Raw genomic sequence first — 13,260 nt, 5'->3', positions numbered from 1 at the left:
TTATTAAATAACCGGGTTATTTAATTGAAATTTCGTCAAGCAAAACAGCGGTATCATAAATACTGTCACCAACATCGCTGCAACGTAAGACCAAAGTTACACATTTGCCTTTATAACTGCTGATGTCAAAAGTAAAAGTTTCCCAACCGGTCATGTAAACGCCACCGACATCAAATACGATATCAGGAGAAACACTAATTAAGTTTCCGGGAATATCAGGATAAGCAGCTCCATATTCAGCAGCAACTCCATCCACAGATTTGCTGAGTAATACATGTTCGCCAAATTCCGGGGTTACGACAATTACCTCAAACCAATCCTGGTATTGTGAGCCGATATATTCCAAAAATTCTTCTGAAAAGAAATTCCATTTCAACGAAAGCTCAGTTGCATTGTTAGGAACCGTAAATGACTGTGAAATTCTGCCTGAATTGACCGTATATCCCAAACCGGTAGAAATAATCCCCATATAGTTGCCTTCGGGTGAGTCCATATATCCCAACTGACTAATTGCTCTGCCGTCTCCTGATTTGGTCCAACCCAACATGCCTTTTTCAAAATTGCCGTTTACCAGTTCTGTTGCAAAACGCATGGTACCCGAACCTTCTATTTTAAAAGTTGCGTAAGGTGTTTGAGGGTCGCTCGTACCTATTTTGCTGACTTCACCGGTTGTTTTATTGTTTTTGGCAAGTGTAGTAAATACATCTCTGGATACAGAAACACAAAAACCGCCATTGACTGATTCGGTATAACCAAAATATGTTTTAGCGCCTTTTCCGATAAAAGCATCACGCAATGGAGGAGTTTGGTCGCTGCCACAGAAATTTGCCAAAATGACACTTTGCGGAAACTCACCGATTAAACCGGAAATATAAGAGGCATATAATTTATAGACGTTTTTCTTATCAATGGCATCCCCCTGTTTGCTGATGGTAATGTTCATACTGATACCCATCTTAGGGTTATCTCCCTGAAGTAATGCTTTATAAGACTGGTAAGCTGTTGCTGTTGTATCTGCAATTTCACCGGTTAGTACAGCCTTGCCTCCTCCCGAACCATGAGTTGATAAAACTACCATTCCATAGCTCATCATTTCGGCAATTTTAGCGACATCGGCCTCCTGATTGGTATATGCAGTTACCTGAAACCCGCCACAATCTAAACTGTCCAAAATGTTGATAATATGCGGTCGTTCATTATTTTTCCACGAGGCTTCGTAAGGTGCATAAATAAAAACATTGCGGTTACCGATGGTATTCGGGTCAAAATCTTCCATCATTTTGCCTGAAAAAACACCTTGCTCAACATAGTTTTTCCCACGAGTCTGTTGGGAAACCGGAATTTTAGTAACAGAACCCCTATCGTCATTTTCCTGAACTGAAGAAACAGGCATTGCCATTCCACCACGGGTATCAACATAGCCGTTATCGTCTTCTAAAGAAATAATCACTCCACCCATTAAACCGGATTTGTACTTGATTTCAATAGAAGTTCCGTTGCTTAAAGTTGCGGACTCAACTTCCGGTTGGCTCTGTATCCAGCTAAGCAATTGGTTAACAGCATTTGGAGCATTATTTTGATTGCCACCGAGATAGTCGTCAAGTTGACCTACCATATCGTTTTGCACATCGAACAGTGCTTTCATATCGGCACCGTTAATATCTGCATATACTTTTACCTTAAACTCTTTCGACTCGGCATCTTCTGTATCTCCCTTCGTATTGGTAATTTTACCCGCAACTTTGAGGATAATTTCTCCTGAAATAGCTTCGGTTACCGTTACTTTGGTGGTGTAAATATTGTCACCTTTAATTTCATCACCGTTGTACAAATCCCCATTATCAAGCAACTCACTAATTTCGGTAGTGTTGCCATTAGGGTCGGTTTTGAGAAGTGTTAAACTATTGTCCACCACAGCTACTCCGGGGGGAACATGAACATGTGCAGTAATAATAGTCGGAAAATTGACGACCATTTCACCGGGCGTTACGTCCAAATTGCCTAAAGCAGCCGGAATAGGGTCGTCTTCGTCGCAATTTGAAAGGGTAAAAACCATGCTAATAAGCACAAACAGCGCTAATACATAGCGAGTAAACTGATTTAATAATGTCATTTGAAAATTGGTTTGTGGTTAGAAAAACGAAAATGAATTTCAATATAAACGTGTTAAAATTCCTCACAAAATTAAATAAAAAAATTGAAACAAACCAAAACAATTCTTGCTTTTTTTAATAAAACTTTCAAATGCACAACAGACATCATGCGACTTGATGATTTTTTAGTAACCCGCCAATGTTTGGCAATAAATGATTGAGAAAACCACAACTGATATTCCGTTAAAAACCACAGATATTTACAACCTCGGTTAACAATCCATCAGACCGAAATTCATTTAATAATCTGACTTAAGACCAATGCCACAAGGACAAGAAAAACTCAAACTTGATATTCCTGAGGTTTAAACAAATGCAGGTGGTCGCTAATCCATGCTATGGTTTCGGCAAGCCCTTGTTCAAAAGAAAATTGAGGTTCCCAACCGCTCAGGTTTTTTGCAAGTTGTGCGTTACATACTAACTGAAACACTTCCGACTTTTCAGGTCTGAAGCGGCTGTTATCTGTGAGCAAATCCGGATGTTTACCCATCAAGCCACATATCGTTGCATAAGTTTCAGCAATTGAAACATCCGTCCCGGTGCCTAAATTGACCACCAATCCGACTGTATTTTCGTGAGTGCCGGCTTGTAAAAACCCCCGAATGGTGTCTTTGACATATAAGAAATCGCGCTTAGGGCTTAGGTTCCCCAACTTAATGTCTGACAGCGTGAGTAACTGTGATATAATTGTAGGGATAACCGCCCTTGCCGATTGTCGCGGGCCATACGTGTTAAATGGCCGAATAACTGTTACCGGCAGGTCAAAGGCATTGTAGTACGACAAAGCCAAAAGATCTGCACTCATTTTACTTGCCGAATAAGGGGATTGTGGTTGCAGAGGGTGCTGCTCATCTATGGGGGTATATAATGCAGTGCCATATACCTCAGACGTTGAGGTATGAACAAAGCGCTCTAAAACATCAGATTTCCGTGCAGCATTCAGCAAATATGTGGTACCGGCGATATTGGTTTGGACAAAATCGGTGGGATTGACATAAGAATAAGGAATGGCAATCAATGCCCCCAAATGAAAAACATAATGACAGCTTCTGACGGCATGATGACAGAAATCCGGGTCTTTTAAATCGCCTTTTACAATCTCTATCGCCTGAAAAATTTCACGGGGCAGAAATTCAAGGTTGCCTAATTGCGGCCTTGAACTATATCTGACCATTGCTCTAACGTTGTAACCCTGTTCAACCAGGTATTGGGTTAAATGACTGCCGATAAACCCGGCTGCTCCGGTAACTAAAGCCAGTTTGTTTTTAATCATGCTCAAAAATACGACAATTTCACCAAAGCACAAGATACAGGCTCCTATGTCATGTGCCGGCGATTTAACCAAAACACCGATTATTCCCGAAACAAATTCAGGGCATTATAAAGGGTTGATGGATAGAACTATCAATAATCGGTAAAAATCCACTAACTTTACCCCCTAAAGATTATACATATACTTATGGCACAGGTAGAACTCATCATGCCCAAAATGGGTGAAAGCATCATGGAGGCCACTATTTTAAAATGGCTAAAAAACGATGGAGATACAATTTCGGAAGAAGAAGCCGTATTGGAAATAGCTACGGATAAAGTGGACAGCGAAGTGCCGTCCCCTACTTCAGGCAAATTAGTCAAAAAATTATATGCCGAAGGCGATGTAGTACCGGTAGGAAAGGCAATAGCCCTGATTGAAACGGATGCTCAACCTTCTTCCGATAACACCAAAATTCAGGAGCCTGTTTTAACTACCCCTGAAAAAGCAATCAGTTCCACAGCTATTCAGCAAACTCCGGCATTATCGCATCAAAAAACCGAAGCTGTTGCAGTAGATAACCGGTTTTATTCTCCTTTGGTGCTCAACATTGCCCGGCAGGAAGGTATTGATATGCGCGAACTGGCCGCCATTGCCGGAACCGGCAGCAACGACCGCGTTACTAAAAAAGACATACTACAATATATACAGCAAAGGCAGGAGCAGCCAAAAGAGGTAATCCGGCCAACTGTTGAAACAGTTCAACAAAAACAAGTGAGTAGCATCACTCCACCAAAAGTAGAATATGGCAGCAATGTAGAAATCGTTGAAATGGACAGAATGAGGCGGTTGATTGCCGATCACATGGTCATGTCTAAGACCGTCGCGCCCCATGTTACCTCTTTTGTAGAGGTGGATGTAACCAATTTGGTAAACTGGCGAAATAAAATCAAAGATCGGTTTCAACAACGCGAATCCGAAAAAATTTCTTTCACTCCATTATTAATAGAAGCTGCCGTAAAAGCCATCAAAGACTACCCTTTAGTCAATTCATCGGTTGACGGGTATAATATCATCATACGCAAAGACATCAATATTGGAATGGCTACCGCAACGCCGGAAGGCAACCTGATTGTGCCGGTTATCAGAAATGCAGACCAAAAAAGCCTGATTGGGCTGACAAAAGCAGTAAACGATTTGGCAAACAGAGGAAAAGCAGGAAAATTAAAACCTGACGAAATTCAAGGCGGTACTTTTACCTTTACCAATGTCGGAACTTTTGGCAGCCTGATGGGAACCCCCATCATTAACCAGCCTCAGGTAGCAGTTTTAGCAACCGGTATCATCAGAAAAAAACCGGCAGTTTTAGAAACTGAATACGGCGACATCATTGCTATACGTCATTTAATGATTATGTCTTTGTCTTACGACCACCGCATTATTGATGGAGCACTCGGCAGTACTTTCCTGAACAGGGTGGCTCAATACCTTGAAAACTTCGACATAAACCGAGAAATTTAACCTTAGCGACCGGTACTATGAAACTGAATAACAAATTACTGATAGCCCTCTTATTCTTTTTAACAGCCATCTTTCTCTACACCCAATTTACAGGCAATAAAAAGGGAAATTTCAAGAAAGACCTCTTTGTAACTGACACTTCGAAAATTACTTCAGTTACCATTTATTCAGACGAAAACTCCGGCAAGCCTCTGACTCTTAACCGTAAGGATAACGGTTGGGAAATGACCAACGACAGTATCGGCACAACGGCAGCAAACCCGGCTACCGTCAGTTCAATGCTTGCAATATTTAATCAACTTAGCGTCAAAAGAGTAGCTGCTGCCGGTAAAGACAAATGGAAAGAATATCAGGTGAATGAAAACGCTCACAGAGTTGTAGCAAAACAAGGCAACAAAACAGTATTGGATTTTTATATCGGAAAGTTCAATATCGGACAGCCTCAGGGCGGAGGGATTTCTGAGGGAAACTTTAATCCTAACCAAAATCAGCAGCGTCCTGTTTTGACTACTTATGTCAGGCCTCACAACGACGACAAAGTATATGCAATCCCGGGAATGATTAGCGCTTCTTTCAGCAATGATCCGAAAACCTATCAGCCAAAATCGTTAGAAGGCAGTCAAATCCTAACTCCGGACACTATTATCAGACAACAAAATATCAGCACCGAATAGCCGGAAAAGGCACACCAAAGCGTATGTTGAATACTTACGATCTTAAGCAATTTGCAGAAAAAGTGGTGCCTAAAAAGTTCCTCCGGGTTTGGGGCATGTATGCTTTGCGGGCAAGTTCTGTTTTATACAAAGGCAACAAGGTTACCTGCCCTTGTTGTGGTCATTCATTCAGCAGTTTTGCCTCTTATGGTTATATAAAACGCCCTAACGTACTTTGCAGGTGGTGTTTATCGCTGGAGAGACACAGGGGATTATGGCTCTACCTTCATCAACACTCCGATATTTTAGAACGAAAGGCAAAATTACTGCATTTTGCACCTGAACATCAATTGCAGGAACTGTTTAAAAGCAATCCGAACTTAGACTACCTGAGTGCTGATCTGGACATGCCGACAGCAATGGTCAAAATGGATATTACCAATATTCCTTTGCCGGACAATACCTACGATGTTGTCATTTGCAATCATGTGCTGGAGCATGTGCCCGACGACAAGAAAGCCATGAGCGAACTTTACCGGATTCTAAAACCCGGTGGATGGGCTATTTTGCAAACTCCTATGAGCAATCTGCCCGATACCATCGAAGACCTCACCATTACCGATCCCCGGGAACGGGAAAGATTGTTTGGACAAGACGACCACGTAAGAACTTACGGAATGGATAAAAAAAACCGCCTCGAAGCGGCAGGATTCAGGGTTGAACTCAATAAATTTCTGTTTGAACTACCCCTTGAAGAAATTAACAGATATGCCATATCCAGAGAGGATATCTGGATCGCACATAAAGATTAATTTGTCAGACTAATCCCCAGATCAAACACAATATCAATACCGGAATTGACCTTTACTGCTCCAAAAAACACTTCCGGTGGCTTTACACCAAAATCCAGCATATTGAGGCGCTTTTGGCCCAGAACAAAAAACTTGTTTTCTGAGGACTTTCTCAGTTCAACATCTATCCAATATCTGTTTGATTTACCATTGATGCTGATTTGAGCATAAACCAAAGCCTCGGTCAAATTTTCAGAAACACAATCAATATTTGCATAACATTCATCCCCAATTATTACTTTTAGCAATTCAACTTTAATTTTGGGGTGAGTACTTGCATTTAGTGCTTTTTGCAAATCTGTATTCATTTTTTTATTTCCACAATCCAAAGTTGCAATTGCAAGCTGTAGTCTGGTTTCGGTAAACTCCAGAAGATCGGAAGTTGAATTTTTCAGGAAAAAACTTTGAGGGTGGTAATTATCCTTGCATTTACAGGTAAATGAGTTAACATTAGTCGTTCCTTTAAGCAAAAGAACGCTGTTTTGGTCAACAAGGAATTTACTTGCATTGCTGATATTACCTCCGGAAACTAAACTCAGAGCAACTTGTGCCTGAATTAACTGAAAGGAAACAGCAATGAACAGAAATGCAATTAAAAGTTTTCGCATAATTAAAAATCTTAGGCGGAATATTGTATGTACTATCTGTTTAACTGAGCTTAATAAATAATCAACCCGACATTTAAAAAAAGCAGGCAATGACAATTTTTTGCCCTTTGCCTGCCTTTTCTGATATTTAACAACCTGACAAGTTAAAATAGTGTTGCTTTTTAAAAGCCAAATAACAGAATTTTAGAATCCAATTACACCTTCAACCATCACCCCGTTAAATTTACCATTGCTGCGTAAATCGGCAGCCGGAAAGTCGTTGTAGTTCTGTGTAACATATTCGACTTTTGCCAAAATATTTTTGGTAACAAATGCACCCACTGAACCCTGAATACGGTCAATATTGATATCACTGACATTGCCGGAGGCAAGATGTTCGGCGTTTACTCTGCAATAACGGGCACCCGCAAAAAATTGCTCGTTTTTGCCAAAGCGGTACAACAATTCTCCGGCCAATTGGCTGACTTTCCGGGTGTCGGTTTCGTTGTTTGCCCGACCGCTAGCCATTTCATAAGTTCCAAACAATTCTGCGCCTTTGTATTTCAAAAACACATTGCCCATAACGGCAGTTACTTTGTCCCTAAATCCGGGATTGTATCGTCCGGAGGTGAAATTGGTTTGAGCAGACGCTGTTTGGGGTTCAAGCACAAGATAATATCTGGATCCTGTGCGGTCGCCGCCATAAAGTGTATTGCTGGTAGAACTTGCCGTGTAATAGGCAGAGGCTGTAGCACGCAATCTTAAATCTTCAGTGAGTTGTTTATCATACCCAAATTTTCCGATGATAGAAGGGCTTCTTTTGGCCTTGTCATCCTGTGTAGTAACAACAGGTTCTGAAACATCTCCTTTGATTTCGCCACCGGTCATTGAAAACACTGCCAATAATCCCTTATCGCATTGGTAAATGACCTCTCCACCAATTTCTGTGGTAAAAGCATCCAAAATGTAATTGCCGACAAATGGGTTCCACATAGCATTGCCGTTGTCTGTCCGGCGAAAATGTGCATCCCCGTAATTGATTTCAAAATGGCCAAATTTAAAGGTGAGGTTCTCCATTATTTTATCCACAAATTCGCTTTTTAAAAACAAAGCTTTGTCAATTTGCAGATATCCTCCTTTTACCCATGCTTCAGGGTGATGACGTGCAGAAAGATAAGTAACCAAACTTACTGAGATACCATCCTGCAATTGCGCATCTATGTTGAGGTTTGCGGTGGCAAGGTTAAAACCCGGTTTTAAGGCAGTCAGTAAAGTATCCTGATCCGATTCGTGTTGTAAAGCCTGAAATTGTTGGGCAAAATGCCCCCCAACCCGAACTTTGAATCCTGTTTCATCTGATCGGGGTTGTTTCGGAGTTTCAAAAACATGAACTCCGCGCTGGTCATAAGGACGATAATACTGAATGTCGTTTTGACCGAATAAAGCAACTGAAATAAAATAAAGCGCTAAAAAAAACACAGGCCGAACACTTTGCATAATTTTCTTCATAATGCAATTAGTTAGAGTTTTAATTAAAAAAATTGGATTTTATTTTGAAAATGTAGTGGAGAATGTAATTGTAACCTCATCACCTGTTTTCATGGCACCAAACATAAAAGACGGAGGTTTGACATTAAAATCGGTCATTTTAATCTTTTTGACACCATTGAAAACCAAATTGCCATTGGTGCTTTTTCTCCCTTTCACATTCAATTCTACCAACTTTGTGGTCCCGGCTATTGTAAGATTACCTGTTACCAAAGCATTAAAATCAGAAATTTGTCCTTTTATACTGTTCACTTTGGTCATTTGAAATGTGATTTTGGGATTTGATTTTGCTTTTAGCGCACTGTAGATATTATTATCCATAGCAGACCCTTTCTCGCTTTTAATAGCATTTACCTCAATTTCAATAGATACATTTTGCAAAGCGGTAGTCAAATCATTCTCACTAAAATTTACCGTTCCTGTTACTTTGTTGGCCTCAGCACTCCAATCGTGCAAAGAGGAAGTGCCCTCAATTTTCATGGTACTGCTTTTCAGTTTGTAATTATCCTGAGACATAGCTGTAAATGTAAAACCTAAGCAAACTGCCAATATAAATATTCGTTTCATCTCTTTTTTGTGCAAAGTTATCCCCGTTTTTATACTCAAACCAATGACATAAGTCATTTACAAAAAAGATAAAAGCTATCATAAGTTTAAAAAAAACACTTAAACCGGACTGCAACCTTAGATATTAGGCGGAGGTTTTGAATTTGATTAACAAGTTGATTGTTTGAAAAGAAGCGTAACAAAATCAGATGAAAAATTCTGATTTTGTTACAAATAAAAAATCGGCAGCCCCTATTATGGAACTACCGATTTTAATGCAACTGCATTTAGCATTTATACTGTAAGTTTATGTTTTTCTTTTTTTCTTTTTAGCAGCCGGGAATAAAACATTGTTTAGAATAAGGCGATATCCGGGCGAGTTAGGGTAAAGGCTTACATCCGTTTCCGGTTCGCCAACCAAGTGTTGGTAGTCTTCCGGGTCGTGGCCGCCATAAAAAGTCCAAAATCCTTGTCCAAATTCGTTGTGAATATACCGTACTTCGGCAGCAGCCTTATTTTCACCCATCACAAGGATATCAGATTTTACATATTTTTTCAAAAAGGCTGTAGTTTGCCCCATAAAACCTTTAACAGTTTGAGTGTGATTCTGGGTGAGCATGGTCGGTACCGGATCCCATTTTGCAGAAAATTCAAACAAGGTAAAATAGTCCATGTTTTTGGGCACATTCCGGGTTTGTGTAGCGTCAATATCAGAAAATTCATACTCGTAAGGGTTTGTACTGAGTTTGTAATCTTTGAAAGCAAATGTATTTGAATAGTCGAGTTTTTGTTGCGCTCCCGGGTCAGGCGCATCTCCGTCAAACATCCGGTCACAGATATCTACTCCCTCAGCAGACAATGCGATATCATACGAATCGGTAGCAGAACACATGGCAAACATAAAGCCGCCCCCTGCAACATATTGTTTTATTTTTTTGGCTACTGCCAACTTCATTTGTGATACTTTGCTAAATCCGAGTTGTTTGGCTTTTGATTCTTCATACTTCACCTGCTCTATATACCATGACTGGTTTCTGTAAGAGGCGTAAAAACGACCGTACTGACCGGTAAAGTCTTCGTGGTGGAGGTGTAACCAATCGTATTTTGCAAGTTTTTCATCCAACACATCCTCATCGTATAATTTGTCAAAAGGGATTTCGGCATAATCTAAAACCAAAGTAACTGCATCATCCCAAGGCAATTCGGGGTGGTGTGGCTTATTACTTGGTGTATAAACCGCCACTTTAGGCACTTTTTCAAGTTTAACCGCATCCATATTTACTTCCGGATTGGCAATTTCCTGTAAAATAGTAGTATATTGAACGTCGGGTACCAAATCATAGCTTACTCCACGGATACGGCAGGTAGCTTCTAACTTTTCATTGTATTTGAAGGCAAAACTCCCACCGCGATAATTGAGCAACCAATCTACTTCTATATTACTCTGCAAAGCAAAATAGGCCACTCCATAAGCTTTTAGATGATTCTTTTGTTTCTCATCCATATAAATGAGAACATACGAGGCTTGCAGCTTTACTGCAAAGAGCATAAACAAAAAACCAAACAATATTCTTTTCATTATCATGTTATTTTAATACGGCAGAAGGGCTGAGTTTTCATCAATGGATTGAATTTAGTCAGAACCTGTAAACCATAAAAACTGTTCGAAGTAATGAAAATTGCCCTGCATAATACAAGGCAACCTACATTTAACCTTTATTAGCAATCAATTCAACAAATAACCCATGAAACATCTACTTATTGTAACACTGCTTTTCTCAATTTTCAATATTTTTTTCAGCAATATGGTCAGTGCACAGTATCGCAGTTCAGATGTTATCCAGGCTGAACGCCTTCAAAAGCTACAAGATTCAAGATTGCGATCAACCATCGAGGGATTTACATACCAATGTAACATGTATGACGAAGTTACGGTTTATTATGTCATGCCCAATGATGAAATTCTACAAATAGACAAGGAAGGCACCATCACCTTAGCCGGTTTTAAAGACCGCCCTCCATTGGGTCGTGAAAAAGAGTTTTCATTTATGCTGGCTATTGTTACAGACCCTCCCATTACTTATGCAGTTGACCAATATGGTCAGATTTGGCAAAATAAATACCCCTATAAAGAAATTGTGGGGATGGCTAAAAAGGCCAACTGAATTTTATGAACTGCTGGATTCTTAAGATACGATGTAAGAGGTTTTAAGTTATCACCTGAAATGTAAAATGGCAATTGTTGTTAATTCAGATGCAGTGCCAAAAATTTCTCCATTGCTTCGTAAAATTCGAACTTGTTTTCCTGATTGTGGAATCCATGCCCTTCATTATCTTTAACTAAATACTGAACCTCTACGCCCTTATCTCTCAAAGCATTCACAATTTGCTCCGACTCGTTGATGTTAACCCGCGGGTCTTTGGCTCCCTGGGCGACAAAAAGCGGAGCTTTAATTTTTTGAACATGGAACACCGGAGAAGTGGCGGTCAGATGGTCTTTGTCTTTTTCGGGATGACCGACCATTTCGTACATCATATTTAAAAACGGTTTCCAATAAGGAGGGATTGTATTGAGAAAAGTAAACAAGTTTGAAACTCCGACAAAATCTATTCCACAAGCGTAAAGGTCGGGAGTAAAGGTCAGGCCTGCAAGAACTGCATAACCGCCATAGCTACCCCCGTAAATGGCAATTCGTTCCGGGTCAGCTATGCCTTGTTTGATTAGCCAATGAACGCCATCGGTGATATCGTTTTGCATGGTTTTCCCCCATTGTTTAAAAGATGCCTCCCAAAATGCGCGTCCATATCCGGTCGAGCCTCTGAAATTCATTTGAAGAATAGCGTACCCCCTGCTCGCAAGAAACTGAACTTCGGGGTTAAATCCCCATACATCGCGATGCCATGGTCCACCATGTGGATTGACTACAACAGGCAGGTGTTTAGGTTCTATTCCTTTGGGTAATGTCAGGTAACCATGTATAGTTAACCCGTCCCGTGAAGTATAGGTAATTGGTTTCATTTCGCAGAGTTCGTCCTGATTTAACCAATCGCCGATTTGAGCAAGTTTGGTAAGTTGGTCGGCAGCCAGATTGTAAAGGTAGTAGGTGCCATAATTGCGGTCAGATGTTACCGCTATGATAAAATTTTCTTCGTTTTTATCGAAATCAATGACATAGGTATGACCTTGTGTGCGTTGTTCCAATTTTTTCTGTAATTGCGCCCGTTCTTCGTCAAAAAAAGTATATTCAGTTGCCCAGGTGATAAACGATGCCCCGAGCAATTTCTTTTGTTTAAAGGAATAAATGACCGAAGCCACATCAACATCGGGGTGAGCATAGATCTGTTCCACCTCTTTACCATTGTCAATGTCGAAAATGATGAGTGCTGATTTGTCGCGGCCGATATTGGAAACCGCATACAAAAACTTGTTGTCGGGAGTAAACATCTGAGGCGACATTGACTGACGGAAATTGGTGGTCAGGATGTTTTTGAAAGGCTCATTTTCTGTTTCACGGTAAAGGATATGTTGGTTGACCCCATCAGAGGCAACTGCCACTCTGATCTGACCATTATGGTCGGTCAGCCATAAAGCTATATTGCCCGGATTTTCGGCCGCCATGCTGAGTTCGCCTGTGGTGGTGTTTAACCGGTAAACATCAAAAATTTCGGGTATTCGCTTATTGAGGGCTATCAAAACTTCTTCGTCTTTTTCGGGCAGTTCATCCACCAATTTTGCGACAACGTCCCCGAAAGGGGTAACGTCCCGGTTATTTCTGCCGTCTGTATCCACCGTAAAAAGATGAAAATTTTCATCTCCTCCGTTGTCTTTAAAATACATGAGCGTCTGATTGTTTGCCCAGAAATAACTCGAAATATTGCGATCTGTTTCAGACGTGATTCGTTTGGTTTCGCCTCCTTTTACCGGTTGAACAAAAATGTTCATCCTGCTCTCAAAAGGTGCCATAAAGGAAATAAAGTTGCCATCGGGAGAAATTTTGAACGCCATTTTTTCGGGATTGCGAAAAAAATCGCGAAGCGGAATTCGGGATGCCCTGTTTTGTGTCATACTTAATATCTGTTTTATGTTTTTAAACTTCCAAACCCGGCTTAAACATGATTGGAGTACCGGAAAAGCAGAACCAAATGAGT

The 13,260-nt window shown here is 40.5% G+C and carries 12 protein-coding genes; 5 read left to right on the top strand and 7 right to left on the bottom strand.

Features of this window, described 5'->3' with window-relative positions:
- Positions 1-16 precede the first annotated feature (16 nt).
- Together IPM47_07375 and IPM47_07370 are read right to left on the bottom strand one after the other, a co-directional pair.
- Entirely contained in the window at positions 17-2,113 is a 2,097-nt protein-coding gene (locus IPM47_07375; GenBank protein ID QQS30739.1) for a choice-of-anchor L domain-containing protein, read from the bottom strand.
- A gap of 323 nt (positions 2,114-2,436) precedes the next feature.
- Positions 2,437-3,426: a GDP-mannose 4,6-dehydratase gene (locus IPM47_07370; protein QQS31415.1), complete on the bottom strand. Its 990-nt coding sequence runs from the start codon at positions 3,424-3,426 to the stop codon at positions 2,437-2,439.
- On the opposite strand from IPM47_07370, the gene IPM47_07365 reads away from it, so the two are divergent.
- From IPM47_07365 to IPM47_07350, 4 genes are read left to right on the top strand one after another with little or no spacing between them, the layout of a single operon-like run.
- Positions 3,425-3,571, top strand: a complete 147-nt coding sequence (locus IPM47_07365; protein ID QQS30738.1) for a hypothetical protein — start codon at positions 3,425-3,427, stop codon at positions 3,569-3,571. The two genes, IPM47_07370 and IPM47_07365, sit on opposite strands and share 2 nt — an antisense overlap.
- Before the next feature lie 41 nt (positions 3,572-3,612).
- A complete protein-coding gene (locus IPM47_07360) occupies positions 3,613-4,926 on the top strand; it encodes a 2-oxo acid dehydrogenase subunit E2 (GenBank protein ID QQS30737.1) in 1,314 nt (437 codons plus the stop codon).
- A gap of 17 nt (positions 4,927-4,943) precedes the next feature.
- Complete coding sequence (locus IPM47_07355) at positions 4,944-5,600, top strand: DUF4340 domain-containing protein (GenBank protein QQS30736.1); 657 nt, start codon at positions 4,944-4,946, stop codon at positions 5,598-5,600.
- Positions 5,601-5,623: 23 nt separating this feature from the next.
- Positions 5,624-6,391 carry a class I SAM-dependent methyltransferase gene (locus tag IPM47_07350; protein ID QQS30735.1) on the top strand — a complete coding sequence of 256 codons (768 nt, stop codon included), beginning with the start codon at positions 5,624-5,626 and terminating at the stop codon, positions 6,389-6,391.
- Here IPM47_07350 and IPM47_07345 read toward each other — a convergent pair.
- From IPM47_07345 to IPM47_07330, 4 genes are all read right to left on the bottom strand, one after another.
- A complete protein-coding gene (locus IPM47_07345) occupies positions 6,388-7,038 on the bottom strand; it encodes a YceI family protein (protein ID QQS30734.1) in 651 nt (216 codons plus the stop codon). The two genes, IPM47_07350 and IPM47_07345, sit on opposite strands and share 4 nt — an antisense overlap.
- A gap of 183 nt (positions 7,039-7,221) precedes the next feature.
- Positions 7,222-8,526 (bottom strand): hypothetical protein, encoded by a 1,305-nt coding sequence (locus IPM47_07340; protein QQS30733.1) that lies wholly within the window; start codon positions 8,524-8,526, stop codon positions 7,222-7,224.
- Between the two features lie 39 nt (positions 8,527-8,565).
- The gene (locus IPM47_07335) at positions 8,566-9,132 is read right to left on the bottom strand and encodes a YceI family protein (GenBank protein ID QQS30732.1); all 567 of its coding nucleotides are present in this window, start codon (positions 9,130-9,132) and stop codon (positions 8,566-8,568) included.
- Positions 9,133-9,418: 286 nt separating this feature from the next.
- On the bottom strand, positions 9,419-10,696 hold the full coding sequence (locus IPM47_07330; GenBank protein QQS30731.1) for an asparagine synthetase B: 1,278 nt from the start codon (positions 10,694-10,696) through the stop codon (positions 9,419-9,421).
- A 160-nt stretch (positions 10,697-10,856) separates the two neighbouring features.
- Here IPM47_07330 and IPM47_07325 point away from each other — a divergent pair, with 160 nt between their 5' ends.
- On the top strand, positions 10,857-11,276 hold the full coding sequence (locus IPM47_07325; protein QQS30730.1) for a hypothetical protein: 420 nt from the start codon (positions 10,857-10,859) through the stop codon (positions 11,274-11,276).
- 80 nt (positions 11,277-11,356) lie between these two features.
- On the opposite strand, the gene IPM47_07320 is transcribed toward IPM47_07325, so the two are convergent.
- Entirely contained in the window at positions 11,357-13,177 is a 1,821-nt protein-coding gene (locus IPM47_07320; GenBank protein ID QQS30729.1) for a S9 family peptidase, read from the bottom strand.
- Positions 13,178-13,260: the final 83 nt, after the last annotated feature.

The sequence above is a fragment of the Sphingobacteriales bacterium genome, from assembly GCA_016700115.1.
GTDB lineage: Bacteria > Bacteroidota > Bacteroidia > Chitinophagales > UBA2359 > UBA2359.
This window is presented reverse-complemented; position numbering and strand designations above follow the sequence as displayed.